Origin of the sequence: Massilia sp. Root133 (assembly GCF_001426525.1) — a bacterium.
In the GTDB taxonomy this organism is placed as follows: domain Bacteria; phylum Pseudomonadota; class Gammaproteobacteria; order Burkholderiales; family Burkholderiaceae_D; genus Telluria; species Telluria orientalis.
In genome coordinates, this window is sequence record NZ_LMEW01000034.1 from 447,148 (window position 1) to 468,314 (window position 21,167).

Sequence of the window (21,167 nt, forward strand, 5' to 3'; positions counted from 1 at the left end):
TACCAGTGACCAAATAAGTCAATGGTCACTAGCCGGATTTTTATGGCGCCAGGCTGCGCAGCACGAGGTTCGACAGATGCAGCGTCGCGTCCTGCGCGCCTTCCAGGTTGTATTGGAGCAGCAGCGGATTGATGTACGGTTTCATGACGAGGCAGATCGCGTTGGCCGTCTCGTCCAGCGGCGTCTTGCGTTCGAACTCGCCCGCCTCGCGTCCCTCGCGGACGATCCGTGCGATGAGTTCCTCGACGTAGCGCTCGTAAGCCTGCACCGACGGCCACGCGTCCCGGGAAGCGGTCGCGGCGATGTCGTACAGCTTGCGGTCTTCGAAGAACAGCGCCGTGCCCGCGTCGATGAACGCCCGGAACATGCGGCGGAACCGGTCGGATGCGCTGGCGCCGCCCGCGACCGCGGCGTCGACGGCCTGCATGACTTCGGCGAGACGGTTCGCGCAGATGACTTCGCCGATCGCCTGCTTCGAATCGAAGAACTTGTAGATATAGGCCTTGGAAAAACCGATCGCCTTGGCCAGGTCGGACACGGTCGTCTTTTCATAGCCGTAGCGGGTGAAGTAATCCGTCGCGGCGTCGACGATCTGCGTGCGGACGTCATGGTCGAGCGGTCCCCGGGTCGGGGATGGAGAAGTGAGGGTCGTGTTCATGGCGATAGCTTAACGCGTCGAACAAACGTTTGACAAAGTGTGACCAATAAGTATTATAGTCACTAGTCACAACATTCAAGGATAGACCATGACCACGATTCGCCTGCTCGCGGCCGCCGTCGTCGCCGTCGCGGCAACGGGCTGCGCCGTCGGCCCCGACTACCGGCGTCCGGACGCGCCCGTCCCGGACCGTTACCTCGGCCAACCCACCGCCGCGCAAGGCCCGGCCGCCGGGCTGGACGCATGGTGGGACGGCTTCGGCGACCCGCAACTGGCGCGCTACGTCGCGCAGGCGCTGGCGGGCAATCTCGACCTCGCGCAGGCCGCAGCGCGCGTGGCCCAGGCGCGCGCCGGCCTGCATACGGCCGACGCGGCGCTGCTGCCGGCCGGCGCGGTCAATGCGTCCGCGGCGCGTGCGTACCAGTCGGTGGAGACGCCGCTGGGCCGCGTCGCCGGCGCCACGCCCGGCTACGAACGGTGGGGCAACGCCTACGACGTGAACGCGGCCGCCAGCTGGGAGATCGACGTGTTCGGCAGCCTGCGCCGCGGCCGCGAGGCGGCAAGCGCCGACTACCAGGCGTCGACGGCGGACTTCGTCGCGGCCCGGCTCGCCGTCGCCGCCCAGACGGCGGACATCTACATCGGCATCCGCGGCCTGCAGGCCCGCCTCGGCATCGCCCAGCGCCAGGTCGCCACGCGCCGCGACCTGCTCGCCAAGGTGACGCTGCTGCACGACAAGGGCGTGGCGCCCGCCTACCAGGTGCACCAGACGGAGGGCGAACTGGCGCAGGCCGAAGCCGCCGTGCCGGCGCTGCAGGCCGCGCTCGACGCGGCGTCGAACGCGCTGGACGTCATGCTGGGCACGCCGCCCGGCACGCACCGTGACGAGTTGGGCGCGTCCGTCTCCATCCCGGCCGTGCCGGCCATCGGCGCGATGGGCTCGCCGGCCGACCTGCTGCAGCGCCGGCCCGACCTGATCGCGGCGGAGCGGCGCGTGGCCGCGGGCAATGCACGCATCGGCATGGCGATGGCGGAATACTATCCGCACGTGTCGCTGGGCGCCCTGCTCGGCAGCGCGACGACCTTGTCCGCCGGCCATTTATTCGGCGCAAACGCCAGCGAGGGCGCCGCCCTGCTCGGCGTGCGCTGGCGCTTGTTCGACTTCGGCCGCATCGACGCGCAGATCGCCCAGGCCAAAGGACGCGAAGCGGAGTCGCTCGCGGCCTACCGCCTCGCCGTGCTGCACGCGACGGAGGACGTCGAGAACGCCTTTTCGGCGCTGGCCCACCGCACGCAGCAGACGGCCGTCCTCGTGCGCGGCGAGGATGCGCTGGATCGCGCGCGCGCAGCGTCGTTCGCGGCCTACCAGCGGGGCGCCGCCAGCCTGATCGACGTCCTGCGCGCGGACGACACGCTGCTGCGCACGGCCGACGCGCGTGCGCAGGCGCAGGCCGACGTGGCGCGCGCGGCCGTCGCGGCCTACAAGGCGCTCGGGGGCGGCTGGACACAAGGCTGACGGTCAGCGCCGCAACTCCGCCATGATTTTCTCGGCGAGGAAGTCGCACGGCGGCCGCTTCGACTTGGTGCTGCGCGCGAGGATGACTTCGAGCGGGTCGATTTCCGGCAGGCCTTGCGCCTGGCCGAGCAGGCTCAGGTGCGCGGGCACGGCGCAGCGCGCGAGCGGCGCCACGGCCAGGCCCGCCTCGACCATGCTGAGCAGGCCCATCAGGCTGGGGCTCTCGTACGACGTCCGGTAGGGAATCTTCGCCTTTTCCAGGCTGCGGATCGCGTTTTCGCGCGCCACGCTGCCGGGCAGGAACACGGCGATGGGCAGCGGCCGCTCGCGCCACAGGTCGCGGGCACTGGGGGTCGCGGCCCACACCATCGGCTCGAACCGGACGAACTCGCCGGACAGCCCTTTCACGCGCGTCGCGCACACGAGGTCGACCGAGCCATCCTTCACCATCGGCGCCAGCGCCACGCTCGGCAGGCCCACGACCTGGATCTGCACCTTCGGATACGTCGCGGAGAATTTCTTCAGAATCGGCGGAAACAGCGACGACGCGTAATCGTCGGGCACGCCGATGACGACGCGGCCCGTGATGTCCGGCCGCACGACCGCGGCCCACGCCTCGTCGCGCAAGGCCAGCATGCGCCGGGCGTAGGTCAGCAGCACCTCGCCGTCCTGCGTCGGCGTGACGCTGCGCGGGCCGCGCACGAACAGCGGCTTGCCGAGCGCGCCTTCCAGCGTCTTGATCTGCATGCTCACGGCCGACTGCGAGCGGTGCACGACTTCCGCCGCGCGGCTGATGTTGCCGGTGTCCGCCACGGCGACGATCATGGCCAGGACGTCGAGGTCGAGTGATTTCATAGGTATCAGAAAATCTGATTGATTGATTCAGTATTATGCGATTTTCTTGGGACTTTGTGTGCGGCATAGTAGCGCAAAAGGAGTCAACGATGAACGCACGCACCGACCTGCACGCCCTGTCCGTACCCGAGATCTACTTCGCCACCCTGCCGTCCGGCGTGCGCATGCCGTACGTGATGCGCGGTGCCGGCGAGCCGCTGCTGTTCGTCCACGGCTCGCTGTGCGACTACCGCTACTGGAACGGCCAGACGACCGCGCTGTCGAAACGCTTCCAGTGCGTCTCCGTGAGCCTCAGCCACTACTGGCCGGCCGACGACCTCGCGCTGCAGGGCGCGTTCAACTGGTGGACGCACGTCGCGGAACTCGCCGAATTCATCACCGCCATGGGCCTCGGTCCGGTGCACCTGGTCGGCCACTCGCGCGGCGGCTGCGTCGCATTCCACCTGGCGCGCGACTATCCGCACCTCGTGAAATCGCTGACCCTGGCCGATCCCGGCGGTCCGCTGCACGCCGACGCGCCGCTGCCGCCCGCGACGGCAGCCCTGCGCGCACGGGCAGCCCGGCTGATCGAAGATGGCGACGTCGACGCGGGCCTGGAACTGTTCGTCGATTCCGTCAGCCTGCCGGGCATCTGGCGCAAGAGCCCCGCGCCGTTCCGCACGATGGCGACCGACAACGCGGCCACCCTGCCGATGCAGTTCCGCGACCCGCTGCCGGCCTACACCCGCGCCGCGGCGGAAGCGATCGCATGCCGGACGCTGCTGATCGCGGGCGAACGGAGCCCGCGCATGTATCGCGACAACGTGGCCCAGCTGGCCGAGTGGATCGGCGGCGCCCAGGTACGCACCGTGGCCGGCGCATCGCACGGGATGAACGTGACGCATGCGGCGGAGTTCAACCGGCAGCTGGAAGCGTTCGTCGGCACCGTGCCGGCTTGACCGAAGCGCTTGACAGCGCGCTTCCACGACGACACGCGGCACCAAGCGGACAAATCCCGGTCGAACGACTGCACCGCGCCATTCCGGCAGCGCGGCGCATCTTCGAAAGGATTTGCGATGTACAAGACCATCGTCGTTCACGTCGACGGCAGTCCGCAGCAGGACAGCCGCATGGCCGCCGCCGCCCGCCTCGCCCGCGAGCACGGCGCGCACCTGGTGGGCAGCGCGGCGACGGGCATCTCGTGGACCGACTACCTGTTACTCACCGGATCCATGGCCGCGCCGGTCCCGCCGGCCGACTTCGACGGCCTGCGCGAGACCGCGGCCCTGCATCTGCGCGCGTTCACCGACCGGGCCGCCAAACTCGGCGTCGTCTCGGTGGAAACACGCTTGATCGAAGACACGGCCGATGGCGCGCTGCTGCTGCAGGCGCGCTATGCCGACCTGGTCGTGCTCAGCCGCGACGTCGATCCGGAACCCGGCATCCCGCCCCGCGTGCGCAGGCTGCCGGAACACGTGGCGCTGCGAGGCCCGCGGCCGGTGCTGGTCGTCCCGCCCGCCTACGCGGACGCACCGATCGCCGCCACCGTGGTCGCGGGCTGGGACGGCAGCACGCAGGCACTGCGCGCCCTGGCCGCCGCCCTGCCGCTGCTGGCGCGCGCGGACGGCGTGCGGCTCGTCCTCGTCAATCCGGACCGGCTGTCCGACGCGCACGGCGAACAGCCGGGCGCCGACATGGCGCTCTACCTGGCCCGCCACGGCGTGAAGGTCGACGTCGTGCTCGAGCGCACGCACGCGACGGCCGGCGACGCCCTGATGGCGCTCGCGCGCACCGCGGGCGCCGGCTTGATCGTCGCCGGCGCGTACGGCCACAGCCGCTACCGCGAATGGGTGCTGGGGGGCGTGACGCGCGAACTGCTGGAGCGCGCGCCCGTACCGTTGCTGCTGGCCCATTAACGGGAAAATAACGGTCGCGAAAAGCGGGCCGAGTCATCCAGCTATCACGTTCCAGATGTAGAATAGCAAGATGACAACGAAGAACATCGTCGAATGCACGTGTACCGGATGCGGCCACACACTCCAGGTGGCCTGTCCGCACTGCGCGACAACCTCGCAGCCGGCGCCATCCGGTTCGCGCCAGCGGACCGACCTGGTCACCGCCCTCCTCGTCGACGCCGTGATCAGCGCGAGCGCCGCCGAAGGCACGGCGTATGCGGCGCGCACCCTGTGCGAGAACGGCGTGCCGTTCGACGTGGCGCTGCGCGTCCTGACGCGGCCGTGGCACCGGCGCTACCATCCCGTTTCGGAGATGCAGATGCAGATGCAGATGCATACACAGCCGGCGGACAGGCAGGATGCAGCCGCCAAGGCCGTCTTCCCCCATTGACGGCCTGGCGGGCACGCCGGTCACACGTCGATATCCTCCAGCCGCGTCCCCTTCGTCTCGACGAACCAGCGCGCCACGACGAACAGCTGCACGAGCATCGCCAGCGCGAACAGCACGAACGGCAGGCCGGTCGAGCGCGCCGCCATCGCCGGGAACACGCCGGCGACGATGGCATCCATGAGCCAGTGCGTGGACGCGCCGAGACTCTGTCCGCGCGCCCGCACCTCGGTCGGGAAGATCTCGGAGATGTACACCCAGATCACCGCGCCCTGCGAGAACGCGAACGCCGCGATGAACAGCACCAGCGCCCACAGCAGCAGGTCGCGGTGCATGCCGCTCCACTGGATCCAGGCCGTCGCCGTCAGTGCGACGACCATGCCGACCGAGCCCACGATCAGCAGCGTCTTGCGGCCCAGGCGGTCGATGACGGTCAGCGCCAGCAGCGTGAACAGCAGGTTCGTCGCGCCGATCATCACCGACTGCAGGTCCGCCGACACCTTGCCGAAACCGGCTGCCGCGAAGATGTCGTTCGCATAGTAGAGGATGGCGTTGATGCCCGACAGCTGGTTGAACGCCGCGATCGCGAACGCCAGCAGCATCGGCTTGCGGTAGCGGCTCCAGGACAGCTTCGAACCCGCGGCGACGTGGCCGCGCGCGTAGCGGGCCAGCTCGCCCGCGACGTCGGCGGCGCCGATCTCGCGCAGCACCTGTTCCGCCTCCTTGGTCCTGCCCTTCACGGCCAGCCAGCGCGGGCTGTTGGGAATCACGAACAGGAGGCCGCACAACAGCAGCGCCGGGAGCGCCGCCACGCCGAATTTCCAGCGCCACTCGTCGGCCCCCAGGTCCGCCAGGCCGACGAGGTAATTGCTCAGGTACGCGACGAGGATGCCCAGCACGATGTTGAACTGGAAGGCGCCGACCAGCATGCCGCGCCGGTGCGCCGGGGCGATCTCCGCCAGGTAGATCGGCGCCAGCACGGACGAGGCGCCGATGGCGATCCCGCCCAGCACGCGCGCCGCGACCAGCACCGCCAGGCTGGGCGCGAACAGGCAGCCCAGCGCCGAGACGACGTACAGGCCCGCGATGGCGCGCAGGCAGTTGCGTGCTCCGAAGCGGTCGCCCGGACGGCCCGCGAACAGCGCGCCCAGCAAGGTACCCCACAACGCGCTCGACACGGTCATGCCGAGGCCCGACGGGTCGAGCTGGAAGGCCTGCGCGAGGCCTTGCGTGGTGCCGGCGATGACCGCCGTGTCGAAACCGAACAACAGCCCCGCCAGGCCGCCGACCAGGGTTCCCTTCAACAGCGTATTCATCGTGCTTCCTTCCAGATCGAATTCAGGGACCAGATGTCCAGGTCGCGTACGTGGGCGTCGCCGTCCACGCCGAACAGGCTCACGCCCGCGGCCCCTGCCGGCGGGAACACCTGGTCGGTCAACACCGCCTCGCCGTCGCCGGCGAACACCGTCACCGATCCCCGGTCCACGAGGATCCGCAGCGGCAGCCCGCCGTCGCGCAGCGCGACCGGTGCCGTATGGCGCGCGGCGAACTGCGGATGGAAGGCCGTCTCGCCCGACTTCGTGCGGTCCACGTACACGGCGCCCTGCTTCGCGTCGTAACCGATCTCGGTATAGGTACCCTGTCCGAGGCGGATGCCGGCGCGCGTCGCGGTGCCCGGTTGCAGGACCATCTTCAATTCCAGCGGCGCGCTCGCCGTGCCGGTCAGCGGCACCGCCTGCGTACCGCGCGTGATGGTCTGTCCGGCCGCGCTGTACAGCGACGGGCCGCGCAAACCCTGCGCCTGGGCGATCGGCTGCTGCACGAGCTTCACCTGCCCGTTCACCGTGCGCAGCCCCAGTTCGCGCGGCAGCGACTGGGCGCTGCGCCACGGCGCCGTCGGGACCTTCTCGCCGTACAGCCAGTTGTTCATCCAGCCGACCAGCAGGCGGCGGCCGCCCGGCACATCGTTGTACGTCACGCCCGCGTAGAAATCGGCGCCGTAGTCGAGCCAGCGCGGCGCGTCGCCCGCGGCATCGCGGTCGCGCTTGAAGGTCTTGCCGTCGAAGTCGCCGACGAAGTACTGCATGCCCGACCCGCCCGCCGGACCGCCGGGATTGAGGCTGATGACGAGGACCCATTTACGTTTCGCCGGGTCGCCGTCGACCGGCAACTCGATCAGGTCGGGGCACTCCCACACGCCGCCGGTCGCGCCGGCCGGGCCGAACTCGCCCGTCCACTCCCAGTGCACCAGGTCGCGCGAACTGTAGAACAATGCCTTGTGCTGCTTCGCGACGACCGTCGCCAGCACCCACTTGTGTTCGGGCTCGTACCAGAACATTTTCGGGTCGCGGAAGTCGCGGTACTCGGCCGCGTATGGCGTCGGCGGCTCCGGCAGCACCGGGTTGCCGGCGTACTGCGTCCACGTGCGGCCGCGATCGAGGCTGTACGCGATCGACTGCGCCTGCGTGCCGGCGCGCACAGGCTTGCCGTTCACCGTGCGCGCCTGCGGATACATGGACGTGACCATGGCCACCATGGCCGGCTTGCCCGGCTGGCCGAATCCGCTGGTGTTGGCGTGATCGACCACGGCGCTGCCCGAGAAGAACATCTGCGTGATCTCGCCGCTCGCGTTCTTTTCGACGGGCAGCGCCAGCGGCAGCTCGGTCCAGTGCAGCAGGTCGGAGCTGACCGCGTGGCCCCAGGACATGTCGCCCCAGGTGTTCCGGTTCGGGTTGTACTGGTAAAACAGGTGATACTCGCCGTCGTGGTACACGAGGCCGTTCGGATCGTTCATCCAGTTGCGTTGCGGGGAGAACGACAGTTGCGGGCGGAATGGCTCGCCGCGGGCGGGCAAGTCAACCGGCGCGGGGTCGGGCGACTGGCTCGCGCAGCCGGCGGCCAGCAGGGCCGCGCCGATGGCGAGCAGAGAAAGTCGGGATGTCAAAGCCACAGGGATTTCCTTGTTGGTGTCGGAGACGGGCAGCCGGCCGGCCGCCCGTGATGCAATCGTCGGCGCTCAGAAGCGGTACGTGAGGCTGGCGCGGATCGTGCGGCCGAACAGTGGCCGCGCGATACCCCGGTTGCGGGTGCCGTCCGGCGACAGCAGGTCGTTGAACAGCGGATCGCCTTCCGTGAACGACAACTGGTTCGTGAGGTTGGCCACGTGCAGCTGCGCCATCCAGCGCGACGAGACCTGGTATTGCGCGCCCATGTTGATGATGTGGTACGACGGCAGCAGGGTCACGTTGGTATCGGTCGCCTCGGAGAACCGGTCGCCGACGTACTGGTATTGTCCGTACACGGTCACCGGGATGCCGGTCGCGGCCAGCAGGTCGTACGACGGCTGGAAGTTGGCCATGATCTTGGCCAGGCGGCGCGGACGGCGGCCGTCCTCGCTGATCTGCACGTAGTGGTAGCCCGTGATCACGCCTTGCGGGTCCTTGTCCTCCTGCGTGATCTGGTAGCGCGCCCCTTCGACCTTCGGGTTCTGCGCCACGACGTTACCCTTCAGTTCCAGCCCTTCGATCATGCGCGGACGCCAGGTCAGTTCGATCTCCGTGCCGACGTTGCGCACGCCGCGCTGGTACAACTGGGCCACGTCCGGGCACGAGTTGATCTGCGTGACCCCGCCGAGCGTGGAGCATGCCGGCGACTGGAAGTCCTTGTAGATGTTCACGGCGCTGCGCGGCGAGAACTTGTTGTAGAACAGCGCGACGGAGGCGCCGAACTCGCGCGTCAGGTAGCGCAGGCCGCCTTCGTACTGGCGGATATGCTCGACGGCGCTGAGCTCGACGGGGCGGCCGTTCACCACCACTGCGCCCGCAGTGCTCAGGTTGTTGAGGTCCTCGAGGCTAGGCAGGCGGAACGAGTACGATGCCAGCGCATACACGGCGAGCGGCCGGCTGAAGCTGTAGTTGCCGCCGAGCGACCAGCCCATGCCGTGGTAGGTCTTGTTCAGCAGGTTGGGCTGGCCGGGGAACTGGATCTCGTTGTCCGCCGCGGTATCCTGCGCGGAGCCGACGACGACGTTCGCCGGCGTCAGGTCGACCGCCGTGTTGCGGTCGCGGCGGTCGACGTTGGCCCGCACGTCCTGCCAGCGCACGCCCGCGTCGATCTTCAGCTTGCCCTGCAGCGTTTCCCAGTGGTCGAGCAGGTAGGCCGCATGGCCGTCCGCCTTTATGTGGCTGACCCAGCCGAACCAGCCGGGCAGGATCGCGCCGCCCGACGTCAGCGACGGGCCCACCTGGTTGCCGGCGGCGTCGACCACCGTCAGGTCGATGAGGCGCGCGTTGGGGGCGCTTTCCGACACGAGCAGCCCGGCCTGGAAGTTCGGATCGTAGGTGTAATGGCTGCGGTACACGCCGAACGTGAGATCGTGCGTGCCGGCCGCCTTGAACGTCTGCTGGCCCTTCAGGTCGAGGACCGTGCTGGCCGCGTCGGTGTCGGCGATGAACGGCACCAGGAAGTTCATCAGGGCCGTCGGCGCCACGCGCGTGCCGTCGTTCCGGTAGGTGCCGACGACGCCGGCGCCCTTCCCGTACTTCGCGATGAAGTCCTCGCGGCTGATGTTGGCGAAGTCCGCGCACGTGCCGCTCTTGAAGTAGCCGACCAGTTTCGCATTGCTCAGGTTGCAGCCCAGCGCCGCCCCATGCGCCGGCGAGATCACGTCGTTCTGGAAGCGCGCGTTCAGGAACGTGGCCGCGGTCGCCGTGTCGTTGCCCGTGAAGACCGAATTGAACCCGCTGCTGCCGCCCGTGCGGCGCAGGCCGGCCGTGACCTTCAGGCCCGAATCGAAGTCATGCCCCAGCTTCAGCGTGAACATCTTGAAGTCGGGATGGATGCCGTCGGCCTGGTCGATCGTGCGCGTGCCGTATTCGCCGATCATGTTGAAGCGGCGGTTGTAGGGCGACGCCGTCGTGCCGTGCGCGAAATCGATGCCCAGCGGCTGGATCGTGTCCTGGCTGAGGACCGTCGGATGGGCCGGCGTGCCGGACTGGGTGAAGCGCGGTACCGAGATCGGCAGGTTCTGGTAGAACGCCGTGCGGTCGTTGATGACGAGGGCGTCGAAGCGGGCCGTCGTCCGGCGGTCGTCGCTCGTGTAGATGACGTTGCCGCGGATCTGGCCGCCGCGGTCCGCCGTGTAGCCCGTATCGCGGATACCGTTACTTCTGCGGTAGTAGCCGCCGACGGCGCCGGTCAGGTTCCTGCCCAGCGGGCCGGACACGAACGCGTCCTGGCGGATGAAGCCGTAGTCCGCGTATTCGAGCTTGTAGCCGCCTTCCAGGTGGTCGCCGCCCGTGCGCGTGATGTGGTTGATGGTCGCGCCCAGGCCGTTCGAATACAGGATGCCGCCGGGGCCGCCCTTCACCGCCTCCACGCTTTCCGTCATCAGGTCGTCGCGCACGAACACGTCGTTGTTCAGGAACGGGGCTTCCGATTCCTCGTACGCCGGCAGGCCGTCGATCAGCTGCGGCGCGAAACGGAAGCCGCCGACCACGGGCAGGCCGCGCACCGTGATGTTGTTGCTGGCCTCGCCGGCGGTGCTGCCCTCGGCATAGATGCCCGGCAGGTTGCCCAGCAGGTCGGCGGTACTCATCGGCGCCAGGCGCTGGATGTCTTCCGCGCTCAGCGTGTTGATCGAGAACGTGGCGTTCTTCTTCGTCGTCGTCCGGGTCACGCCCGTCACGATCACGACGTTATTGGGCTCGTCGGCCTTGGCCGCGGACTGCTCCACGGGCGCGCCGGCCTGCTGCTGTGCGAATGCGAGGGCGGGTGCCAGCGCGATGACGAGGGCGGCCGAGCGGCCGATATAGGGGGTGAGCGAGTAACGCATCGTTATTTATCTCCTGTGTGATATTGACTTCTTTACCTTCGTATTTCCAGCTGCCGGTCTCGTGAACCGGATGTCCAACGTTGTCATTTCTTTTGAAAAAATTTTTAAGAAAATTCGAAACCTTCCACATCGGCCAGTTCGCTCGTGTACGGCAGGTCCGCGCCGCGGCGCGAGCAGGTGACGGCGGCGGCGCGCGCGGCGAAACGCAACGCCTCCACCAGTTCGTCCTGGGGCAGGCCTTCCACCGCGCGCCGCGTGAGCTTGCCGGCGCGCTGCAGCCATGCGAGCAGGCCGGCCTGGAACGTGTCGCCCGCGCCGACCGTGTCCACGACCGTGACGGGCACGGCCGGCACTTCCACCGCCAGTTGCGACCGCGTGACCGCCACCACGCCCCGCTCGCCCCATGTCACGACGACGAGGGCCACGCCTGCTTCCAGCGACTCCGCGATGAACGTGTCGACGCGCATGCCCGGATACAGCGCGTGGATGTCTTCCTCGCTGACCTTGAGCACGTCGGCGCGGCGCTGCATCCAGCGCACGGACTCGCGCCACATGCCGACGTCGGGCTCGATGGTCAGCCGGACGTTCGGGTCGTAGACGATCAGGCTGCGGCCACGCTGGCGCTCGACCAGCGCGCGCAAGGTGGACGCCACCGGCTCGACGACCATGCAGTACGAGCCCACGTGGATTGCCGCCGCGTCGGCGGGCACGCCGGCCAGGTCGGCCTGGGTGACCATGCGGTCGGCCGTGCCGCTGCCGTAGAACGTGTAGAGGGGCACGCCGCGGTCGTCGACGCTGACCATCACGAGCGCGGTGGGTGCGTCCGGACGCGGCGCGGCGGACAGGTCGACGCCCTCGGTCGCCAGCGCCGCGTGCAGCTTGCGGCCGAACAGGTCGCGCGACAGGCCGCCGAAGAACGACGCGGTGCCGCCCAGCCGCGCCACGCCGGTCGCCAGGTTGAACGGCGAACCGCCCTGGCAGGCCGACAGGCCGATGGCGACCGCCTGCTGCTCTACCCCCTCCCCCGTCGCGAACACATCGAACAACGCTTCACCACACACTACGATCATGCTTCCTCCTGCTGGTTAAAATTGCTATCGATACGCTTGCCGTCCGGTCCGAACACGTGCAGCGCGCCGGCCGCGGGCGCGACGGACCAGGCGCTGCCGGGCAGCGGCGGCGCGTCCCTGATGGCCGCCACGAGGGGCCGGGACAGGCCCGCCACGTCCAGGTGCACGTGCGATTCCGCGCCGAGCCGCTCGACGAGCGCCACGACGCCGCGGATCGGCCCCGCGGCATCCGGCACGAGGTGTTCGGGCCGCACGCCGACCGTCACCCGGGTGCCGCTTGCGGCCGGGCCGCGCCAGTCCAGCGGCACGCCGCCCAGCGCGAGCCGGCCCTGCGCGTCGACGACGCCGTCGACGAGGTTCATTTTCGGCATGCCGATGAAGCCGGCGACGAACACGTTCGCGGGCCGCTCGTACAACGCCATCGGCGCCCCGACCTGCTGCACGCCCGCGGGCCCCAGCACGACGATGCGGTCGGCCAGGGTCATCGCCTCGACCTGGTCGTGCGTCACGTAGACCATAGTCGCGCCCAGCTGCTTGTGCAGCCGCGCGATCTCGACGCGCATGTCGGCGCGCAGGGCGGCGTCCAGGTTCGACAGCGGCTCGTCGAACAGGAAGGCGCGCGGCTTGCGCACGATGGCGCGGCCGATGGCCACGCGCTGGCGCTGCCCGCCCGACAGCTGCGGCGGCTTGCGGTCCAGCAGGTGCTCGAGCTGCAGCATGCACGCGACCGTGCGCACGGATGCCTCGACCTCCTTCTTCGGCACGCGTGCGAGGCGCAGGCCGAAGGCGATGTTCTCGAACACGGTCATGTGCGCGTACAGCGCATAGCCCTGGAACACCATCGCCAGGCCGCGCCGGGCGGGCGGCGTCTCGTTGACGCGCGCGCCGTCGATGCGGATCTCGCCGCCGCTCGCCTCTTCCAGGCCCGCGATCATGCGCAGGACGGTCGATTTGCCGCAGCCCGAGGGACCGACCAGCACGACGAACTCGCCGTCCGCGATCGAGAACGAGATGTTCTCGAGGACGCGGTTGGCGCGCTTGCCGGCGTAGGTCTTGCCCACGCCGGTCAACGTGATGGATGCCATGCCGAGGCCTCCGCATCCAGCCCGCCCATGCGCCATACTTTCAGCCTGACGACGCGGTCGCCGGGCGCCGCGACCAGACCGAGCCCGGTCGCATCGGGCCGCGACGGATACATCCGGCTCGTGATGCTCTTGCGTTCGTTGACATAGGCTTCCACCATCGACCGGTCCAGGAACACGCGCAGGCGCACGTGCTCGCCGCGCAGGTCGAACGCGCCGCCCTGCACGCCGCGCGAGCGGGCGCCAGCGTCCAGCGTCGTGTGCGTGCGGTCGATCTCGAAACGCTTGCGCGCGGTATCCACGACGAGGTCCGTGTGCTCGGCATCGTCGGGCGTCTTGCGGACGACGAGCCCGCGCCGCGGGTGGCCGTCCGCCGCGAGTTCCAGTTCCACCTCCAGCGCGTCGCCCTTGATCGTTGCCAGCCGGGCCGCCGCCGCGGCGGGCGTGACGTCGGCCAGGTCCAGCAGCAGGTCCTGGCGCAGGCTCCGGAGTTCGTCGATGGGGGCCAGGCGCAGGTCGTCGTCCGGGCCGATCGCGAGCGTGATGGGCAGGCCCGCGTTGTGGGCCCAGCCGCTCGCCCATTCGTCGCGCAGGCTGCGTTCGCCCTGGGCGATCGAAAACACGATGGTCCGTCCCGTCCTTGGATCGACGAAGCCGCTGGGACCGGAAAAATGGTGGTCGCCCAGGTCGAACACGCGCGGGGCCTCGCTGTCCGGCACGAAGCGCGCGGCGGCGGGGTCGAACACGCCGATCCAGTAGTACGCCTGCGCCCCCACGTCCGTGAGGAACACGTGACGGGGGCGGCCGTCCGTCCCCATCCCGATCGGCAGCAGCATGGGCAGCTCGAACGTCTTGTCGAAGCCGGGATAGCGTTTCGCATCGAGCGTGAACAGCGGCCCCCGATAACGCCAGTGGACGAGGTCGGACGATTCGTGGACGAGCGCCGTGCCGCTGCCGCCCGCGATCCGCGAGCCCACGAGCTGGAACCAGCGGTCGCCGGCATTGTCGCGGAACACGAACGGGTCGCGGAAATCGCCCGTGTGCCCGGGGCCCGGCTGCTGCTCGGTCACCGGCACGGGATATTTCATCCACCGCACCAGGTCCGCATCCGCAGGCCGCGCGAGCCCGGTGCGCTCGTGGATGGGCGCCTTGTCGTTCCCCGCCGTGAAGAACAGCACCGGCGTGCCGTCCCGCGCATGCGTGGCGCTGCCGGACCAGATGCCGTCCGGCGCGAGCGTGTCGTCTTCCGGCGCCAGCGCGATGGGCAGCTCGCGCCAGTGCACCATGTCCGGGCTGGCCCAGTGCCCCCAATGGATCTGGTGCCAGAACGGGCCGAACGGGTTCTTCTGGAAAAACAGGTGATAGCGGCCGTCCTGGTAGAACGGCGCATGCGGTTCGTTCATCCAGCCGGAATCCGGCATCGCGTGGTACTGCGGACGATGACGGTCGCCGGCGAACGTGACCGGTGCGATGGTGACATCGGCCTGCGCCAGCGCGGGCGCCCTGCCGCCGTGGGCCGCCAGGTCCGCATGCACGCGGCGGGCGATGTCCGCGCCCGGCGCGGCGCCCGCCGCGATCCGGACCTCGTCCATCAGGCCGAGGAAGGTATTCAGCTGGAACACCCCCTCCACGGTGCGCGGCTGCGAATAGCGGCCGATCGTCAGCGCCCGCGCGGGCAACGCGAAGCTGCCCTGCGCCGGCGCCGAGCCGGCGGCCACCTGTTCTCCGTCGAGGAACAGCCGGACCACGCGGCCGCGCGGATCGTAGCTCGCCGCCACGTGCGACCACGCGTCCCTGGGCAGCTTGCGGTCGCTCACGCGCAGGTCGAATTCCCCGCTGCCGAACCCCAGCTTGATGCCCCAGGTGCCGAAGCGATACATCCCGAACGCGAAGCCGGTCTTGCTGCCCTCGTCGAACTGGCTCAGGAACGCCGAGTACTGGCCGCCGTCGCCCCATTCGAACGCATGCGGCGCGACCCACGCACTGATCGTCCAGCCGGCGCCCAGCTGCGCCGCCGTGAGGCCGGGTGCCGTGATATCCGTCGAGTAGCCGTCGAACAGCAGGCAGCCGCCCCTGATGCATGCGCCGGCCGGGCGCCACAGCGGGTCGGAATCCGGCTTGAAGCGGGCATGGTTGAAGACGTACTCGACGGGGTCGTAGCGGCCCGAGACCGCTTCCATCGTCCTGCTGCCGCGCTGCTCGTCGAGCGGCCAGGCGGCGATGTCGGTGGCCGCCCCGGCACGGGCCGGCGCGAGCAGCGCCAGCAGCATTGCCGCCACGCCGCGCCGCCACGGCCGCCTTTCATGGTTGAAGGGAATCACGGTGTCTCCTCCATGATGGTTGTCCATCGTTGTCATTCCGGTGCCAAAATATCGTCCAGCCGGTAGCGGCCATGCTCGAAGCGCAGCGGGATCGGGTCGCTGATCTGGCCGACGAACTGGCCGTCCGGCCCGGCATCGAGAAAGGCCATCAGGCAGTCCTCGCCCGTCACCGGGTCGCGCAGGATCTTGCCCGCGTAGCGCCGGCACGGTACGTCGCCATCCAGGAAGCCTTCGGCCGGTTGCCATGGGCCGAGCGGCGTCTCGGCCACGAGGTAGTGCGTGCCCGAGACGCCGCCGTCCTGCTGCGCGCGCTGCGCCTCGGCCCAGTGGTCGCGCACGTTGCAGAAGGTGCAGAACCACCGCCCGTCGCGCGCGAACACCTGCGGCACTTCCAGCTGGCCGTAATGGCCGCCCTCGTACACGGGGGCCGTCGCTTCCCAGTGCACGAGGTCGGGCGAGACGGCGTGGCCGATGACGCCGCGCTCGAATTTCGGCCCGTCGTTGCGGCGCGCCGTGAAGAACATGTGGTACATGCCGTCGATCCGGTCCGGCAGCACCCACGGGTCGCGCAGGGCGCGGTCGTGCCAGCGGTCCTCCGCATGTTCTTCGTAAAAGCGTGCGTCGAGATCCAGCGCGAGGCCGTCGCCCACGCGCATCCACGGGCCGTCGATGCTGTCGGACGTGGCGTGGCCGATGCGCTGGCGCAGGCCGTTCTCGGCACGGCACGTGCCCGTGTAGAACAGGTGGTAGCGGCCTTCCGCATGGATCACGGAACCGGTCCACGTCGTGAAGTCGTCCCATGCGGGTCCGGCGGACGGCCCGAACACGGTGCCGCGGTAATCCCACTGTCTCAGGTCGCGCGACACGGCGTGGCCGACCGAGACGTTCCAGTGGCGCAGGTCCGGATCGCCGATGGCGCGGTCGGCCTGCAGCATGAACAGGTGCTGGGCGCCGCCTTCCGCGTAGTGCCAGAAATCCCAGATGTATTTGTCGTCGAGTTTGAGTGTCATGATGATTGAATCGATTCAGCCCTTGATGCCGGAACCCGCCACCGAGGCGACGAACTGGCGCTGGAACGCGAGGAATACGGCGAGCACGGGCAGCGTGACCACGGACGCATAGGCCATGATCTGGCCCCAGGAATTGGAACGCCCGAAGAATTGCTGGATGCCCGGCTGCACGGGGCGCGCCGCTTCGCCCTGCACGACCATGATGGGCCACAGGTACTGGTTCCACGCCGCGATGAAGAGCACGATCGCGGCCGTCGCGATCACCGGACGGCTGTTGGGCAGGATGATGCGGAAGAACAGGGTCCACGGTCCGGCGCCGTCCATCCTGGCGGCTTCGTCCAGCTCGCGCGGGATGTCGCGGAAAAACTGGTAGAACAGGAAGACGCAGAAGGCGTTGGCGAGGAACGGGATGATCTGCACGTGCAGGCTGTTGAACCAGCCGATGTGCCACGTCAGCGCGCCTTGTTCGATGCCGGGCCACGGCAGGCGCGCGACCAGCGACAGCAAGGGAATCGCGATGACTTCGAACGGGACGATCATCAGCGCGACCACCACGGCCAGCACCGCGCGGCGGCCGCGCCAGCGCATGCGGCTCAGGGAAAACGCGAGCATGCTGTTGACCAGGACGCCGCCCACGACGACGCACGCGGCGATGATCGTGGAATTCAGCAGGAACAGCGGGAGGTTGCTGCGCTCGAAGATGGCCGCGTAGTTGGCCAGCGACCATCCCGCATCGGGGACGAAGGCGGACCAGCTGGCGAGGTTGGCGAAGATGGCGTCGTCGCGCTTGAACGACGACGCGAACATGAACAGCAGCGGCGCCGCGAACACGATCCCGAGCACGCCCATGACGGCGGCCAGCAAGGCGGTGCGGAGGAACGGCTTCATGCGTTCTCCCCCCGCGCGACGAGGACGCGCTGCAGCACCGCGACCAGCAGCACGATGCCGAAGAAGACCATGGCGATGGTCGAGCCGTAACCGATGTCCTGCTGGCGGAAGCCGGTGCGCACCGCGTGGTACACGACGGTCGTGGTCGAATCGAGCGGTCCGCCCTGCGTCATCACATCCACTTGCGTGAACAGGCCGAACGCCAGCAGCAGGGTCGACACGACGACGAAGACGATCGTGTTGCGCAGCCCCGGCAAGGTAACGTGCACGAAGCGCTGCCACGCATTCGCGCCCATCAGGGTCGCGGCCTCGTATAGCTCCGGCGAGATCGACTGCAGGCCCGCGAGGAACACGAGCATCTGGAATCCCGCGCCCTGCCAGGCCGACATGATGGCGATGGCGGGCAGCGCATAGCGGGGCTCGCCCAGCCAGTCCGGCCCGACGTTCGGATCGCCCGTCACGGCGCGCAGCAGCTCGTTGATCATGCCGCGGTCGGTGTTCAGCATGAACGACCAGACGATAGCCGCGACCACCATCGACGTCACGACGGGCGCGAAATACACGGTGCGGAAGAAGACGCGCCCGGCGATGCGCTGGTTCACCAGCAGCGCCAGCCCCAGCGCCGCGCCGCATTGCAGCGGCAGCACCAGCAGCGCGAACAGGAAGGTGTTGATGAGGGAGCGGTAGAACAGCGGGTCCGTCGCGGCCAGCACGAACCGGCGCTCGCCGAACCGGACCTGCCACGCGGGGCGGTATTGCGCCAGGCCAGGGTGCGCGCGGCGCGTCTGGCGCCACGTCGGGAAGCGGATACCCTCCTCGTCGCGCAACGCCGCGCCGGCCGCGTCGCGCAGCGGCTCCACCTCGACCACCTGCAGCGCCAGCAGGCGCCGGTAGTTCTCCAGGCCGACGTAGCGGGTCGGCTCCGGCGAGACCAGCCGGTGATCGGTGAACGTGGCGCCGGCCGCGAACAGCAGCGGCAACAGCAGGAAGAGGCCGAGCAGCAGCAGCGCCGGACCGGTGAAGCCGGCGATCGCCAACGGATGGTCGCGGCCGGGCAGCGTCTTCATTGGCGCGCCACCGCTTCGCGTCGGATGAATCCGTAGCCGCCGTTGCGGGCGATGTCGTGTTCGATCGTCTCGACCGCCTCGTCCATCGCCTCGGCCGCATCCTTCCCGGCACGGACATCCGCCATGGCTTTCTCGAACGCCGCCGAGATCGCGGGATAGCCCGGCGTCGCGGGCCGCGGCCGCGCGTAGCGGGCGGCGAAATCGAAATAGATGCGCCAGGCGCCGCCCGGGCGGTAGTGCGTCGTGAGCGCCGCGGCATCCGCCGTGACGGGGACCAGTCCGGTCATGTGCGAGAACCCGGCCATCTCCGGCGCGGACAGCACGTGCTCGAGAAACGCCGCGGCGCCCGCCGGATAAGGACAGCTGCTCGACACCGCCCATTGCCAGGACGCCGCGCCGATCCGGGGGCCATGGCCGAAATCGGGCGGCGGCATCACGACGAGATCGGCGCCGAAGCGTTCGCTGTAGTCGCGCGCCTTCCACGACCCGGTGTACTGGAGCAGCGAGCGCCCCTGTTCGAAGCTCTTGTCGTCGGCGGGAGTGCGTTCGGCGAGACGGTCCCTGAACAGGCGGCCGTAGTAGCGGGCGACGCCCACGGCGGCGTCGCCGTTGAGCACACCGTCGACGCGCAGGTAGTTGCCGCGGTCGATCAGGTCCGCCCCCGCGCTCTCGAGCCAGGGAGAGAAGGCATAGCTGAACCACTCGCCTGTCGACTTGCCGTTCAGGTCGAGCGGATAGCGGTAATGACCGGCGCGCTTGACCTTCAGGAGGATGTCGTGGAGCTCGCGCGCCGAGTACGGCTGTTCGATGGTCGCCACGCGGATGCCCTCGGCGGCGAGGCGCGACCGGCGCGCGAACAGCGCCAGCACGACGTCGAACTGGCCCACGCTGTAGAGCCGTCCCCGGTACGTGCCGCGCCCGCCCGGCAGCAACGGTTGCACTACCGACGCCGGCAGCAGCCGGTCGAGCGGACGGATCGTGCCGGCCCACGCGAAGTTCGGCACGGCCGGCTGGTCGATCGCCATCACGCACGGCAGGTGCCCGACGAGGGACGCCGCCGTGATCGATTCCGTGTACGTGCCTTGCGGGATCGTCTCGACGACGACCTTCCACTTGTCCTGGGCGCGGTTGAACCGGTCGACCATGTTCCGGCTCGCGACCATTTCGGCGTCGCCGGTATCGTGGCGCCACACGGTAATGTCGATGGGCGCCGCCAGGGCGGGCGACGCCACCATGGCGAGTACCGGAAGCAGCGCCCGTTTCATCATTGTCCCGCCTTCCCGCCCGACGGCGCCGCCACGGTACCGCGCAGCACGGCGCGGCATGGCACGCGGACGATGCCCGGCGCCAGGTCCTTGGCGAGCGCCCGGCGCGCGGCGAGTGCACCGATCTCGCGATACGGCAGGGTGACGGTCGTCAGGCCGGGATCGGACGCCTCCGACAGAAGCCGGAAGTCGTCGAAGCCGACGACGGACACGTCTTCCGGCACCCGGAGGCCGCGCCGCTGCAGCAGGAAGATCACGCGGATCGCCATCTTGTCGTTCCCGCACAGGATGGCCGTGGGACGTTCGGCGCCCGCGAACAGGCCGTCGATCGTCGTCCGCAACTGCGCGAACTCGTCCTCGACACCGGGCGTGGCGCCGTGCAGCAGCCAGGCGTCGTTCGGCCGTACGCCGTGGTCCTGCATGGCGCGGCGAAACCCCTGCAGGCGCAGGCGCGTCGCCACCATGCCCTCGATCAGCTGCAGGAACGCGATCTTGCGGTGACCGGCGCGCAGCACGGTCTCGGCCGCCGCATAGCCGCCGCCCTCGTCGTCCGGGATGACCTCCGCGAACCGCGATGCCGCTTCGAAGCAGTTCGCGAGCACGGCCGGCGTCTGGCCCAGCGTGTCGGTGACCGTCACGGGACGGTGGAACGTGGTGGCGAAGATGATCGCTTCGACGCGGCGGGTGCGCATGTCGGCCACCAGGCGGCTGGCGACGTGCGCCTGTCCGCCCGTCTCGCCGATGATGAGCATCTTTCCCAGGTCTTCGCACACGGACTGGATGCCCTTGATGATCTCGGACGAATCGGGGGTCGTGGTGAGCTGGTCCGCGATGACGGCCACGAGATCGGTCGGACGCCCGCGCAGCATGCGCGCGGCGGCGGACGGCGCGAAGTCGAGCGCCTGCATGGCGTGCTCGATCCGCTTGCGCGTCTTTTCCGACACGCTGCTCGCGTCGTTGAGCACGCGCGACACGGTCTTGATCGATACGCCGGCTTTTTCGGCGACATCGTGAATGGTCGACACCTCGTCTCCTCCGCCCCTTCGGGTCTTCGAACTGGTCAGCGTCGGCGTCGCGGTCGTCTTTCGCCGCGATTTGTCCAACGTTGTCATTTGACCGAATGCTATCGGCTTTTCGGGCCGTGGTCAACAACTTCAGGTGGGGGAGCGGTGTGGAAGGAGAATGAAAGGCGAGGACGTGAGTCGAACACGTCTGAACGGCTTTGCAAGCCGTCGCATAACCGCTTTGCTACCTCGCCGTAAACAATGATAGGCGGGTAT

17 protein-coding genes and 1 tRNA gene are annotated in these 21,167 nt (G+C 69.1%); 4 read left to right on the top strand and 14 right to left on the bottom strand.

Annotation, left to right across the window (positions count from 1 at the left end):
• Positions 1-40 precede the first annotated feature (40 nt).
• Positions 41-658 (bottom strand): TetR/AcrR family transcriptional regulator, encoded by a 618-nt coding sequence (locus ASD28_RS26445; RefSeq protein WP_056135763.1) that lies wholly within the window; start codon positions 656-658, stop codon positions 41-43.
• Positions 659-746: 88 nt separating this feature from the next.
• On the opposite strand from ASD28_RS26445, the gene ASD28_RS26450 reads away from it, so the two are divergent.
• A complete protein-coding gene (locus ASD28_RS26450) occupies positions 747-2,174 on the top strand; it encodes an efflux transporter outer membrane subunit (RefSeq protein WP_056135766.1) in 1,428 nt (475 codons plus the stop codon).
• 3 nt (positions 2,175-2,177) lie between these two features.
• Here the strand turns inward: ASD28_RS26450 and ASD28_RS26455 are convergent, their stop codons facing one another.
• On the bottom strand, positions 2,178-3,029 hold the full coding sequence (locus ASD28_RS26455; RefSeq protein WP_200948911.1) for a LysR substrate-binding domain-containing protein: 852 nt from the start codon (positions 3,027-3,029) through the stop codon (positions 2,178-2,180).
• Positions 3,030-3,118: 89 nt separating this feature from the next.
• On the opposite strand from ASD28_RS26455, the gene ASD28_RS26460 reads away from it, so the two are divergent.
• From ASD28_RS26460 to ASD28_RS32550, 3 genes are all read left to right on the top strand, one after another.
• Positions 3,119-3,967 carry an alpha/beta fold hydrolase gene (locus tag ASD28_RS26460; RefSeq protein WP_056135768.1) on the top strand — a complete coding sequence of 283 codons (849 nt, stop codon included), beginning with the start codon at positions 3,119-3,121 and terminating at the stop codon, positions 3,965-3,967.
• A 117-nt stretch (positions 3,968-4,084) separates the two neighbouring features.
• On the top strand, positions 4,085-4,924 hold the full coding sequence (locus ASD28_RS26465) for a universal stress protein (protein ID WP_056135771.1): 840 nt from the start codon (positions 4,085-4,087) through the stop codon (positions 4,922-4,924).
• 70 nt (positions 4,925-4,994) lie between these two features.
• Complete coding sequence (locus ASD28_RS32550) at positions 4,995-5,354, top strand: hypothetical protein (RefSeq protein WP_200948913.1); 360 nt, start codon at positions 4,995-4,997, stop codon at positions 5,352-5,354.
• Between the two features lie 20 nt (positions 5,355-5,374).
• Here the strand turns inward: ASD28_RS32550 and ASD28_RS26475 are convergent, their stop codons facing one another.
• From ASD28_RS26475 to ASD28_RS26530, 12 genes are all read right to left on the bottom strand, one after another.
• On the bottom strand, positions 5,375-6,667 hold the full coding sequence (locus ASD28_RS26475; protein WP_056135774.1) for a sugar porter family MFS transporter: 1,293 nt from the start codon (positions 6,665-6,667) through the stop codon (positions 5,375-5,377).
• On the bottom strand, positions 6,664-8,301 hold the full coding sequence (locus ASD28_RS26480; RefSeq protein WP_156403852.1) for a glycoside hydrolase family 32 protein: 1,638 nt from the start codon (positions 8,299-8,301) through the stop codon (positions 6,664-6,666). Before ASD28_RS26480 ends, ASD28_RS26475 begins: the two co-directional genes overlap by 4 nt.
• Positions 8,302-8,367: 66 nt before the next feature.
• Complete coding sequence (locus ASD28_RS26485; RefSeq protein WP_056135779.1) at positions 8,368-11,184, bottom strand: TonB-dependent receptor; 2,817 nt, start codon at positions 11,182-11,184, stop codon at positions 8,368-8,370.
• 104 nt (positions 11,185-11,288) lie between these two features.
• Positions 11,289-12,254, bottom strand: a complete 966-nt coding sequence (locus tag ASD28_RS26490) for a carbohydrate kinase (RefSeq protein ID WP_056135782.1) — start codon at positions 12,252-12,254, stop codon at positions 11,289-11,291.
• Positions 12,251-13,339, bottom strand: a complete 1,089-nt coding sequence (locus ASD28_RS26495; protein ID WP_056135784.1) for an ABC transporter ATP-binding protein — start codon at positions 13,337-13,339, stop codon at positions 12,251-12,253. The genes ASD28_RS26490 and ASD28_RS26495 overlap by 4 nt, the downstream gene beginning before the upstream one ends.
• Positions 13,321-15,657: a GH32 C-terminal domain-containing protein gene (locus tag ASD28_RS26500; RefSeq protein ID WP_162252968.1), complete on the bottom strand. Its 2,337-nt coding sequence runs from the start codon at positions 15,655-15,657 to the stop codon at positions 13,321-13,323. The genes ASD28_RS26495 and ASD28_RS26500 overlap by 19 nt, the downstream gene beginning before the upstream one ends.
• A 32-nt stretch (positions 15,658-15,689) precedes the next feature.
• Positions 15,690-16,667, bottom strand: a complete 978-nt coding sequence (locus tag ASD28_RS26505; protein WP_056135790.1) for a family 43 glycosylhydrolase — start codon at positions 16,665-16,667, stop codon at positions 15,690-15,692.
• A 15-nt stretch (positions 16,668-16,682) separates the two neighbouring features.
• The gene (locus ASD28_RS26510) at positions 16,683-17,555 is read right to left on the bottom strand and encodes a carbohydrate ABC transporter permease (protein WP_056135792.1); all 873 of its coding nucleotides are present in this window, start codon (positions 17,553-17,555) and stop codon (positions 16,683-16,685) included.
• Positions 17,552-18,622 carry a carbohydrate ABC transporter permease gene (locus ASD28_RS26515; protein WP_056135795.1) on the bottom strand — a complete coding sequence of 357 codons (1,071 nt, stop codon included), beginning with the start codon at positions 18,620-18,622 and terminating at the stop codon, positions 17,552-17,554. The genes ASD28_RS26510 and ASD28_RS26515 overlap by 4 nt, the downstream gene beginning before the upstream one ends.
• Complete coding sequence (locus ASD28_RS26520) at positions 18,619-19,890, bottom strand: extracellular solute-binding protein (protein WP_200948915.1); 1,272 nt, start codon at positions 19,888-19,890, stop codon at positions 18,619-18,621. The genes ASD28_RS26515 and ASD28_RS26520 overlap by 4 nt, the downstream gene beginning before the upstream one ends.
• A complete protein-coding gene (locus tag ASD28_RS26525; RefSeq protein WP_056135798.1) occupies positions 19,887-20,912 on the bottom strand; it encodes a LacI family DNA-binding transcriptional regulator in 1,026 nt (341 codons plus the stop codon). The genes ASD28_RS26520 and ASD28_RS26525 overlap by 4 nt, the downstream gene beginning before the upstream one ends.
• 162 nt (positions 20,913-21,074) lie before the next feature.
• Positions 21,075-21,145: transfer RNA gene (locus tag ASD28_RS26530), tRNA-Cys, on the bottom strand.
• Positions 21,146-21,167: the final 22 nt, after the last annotated feature.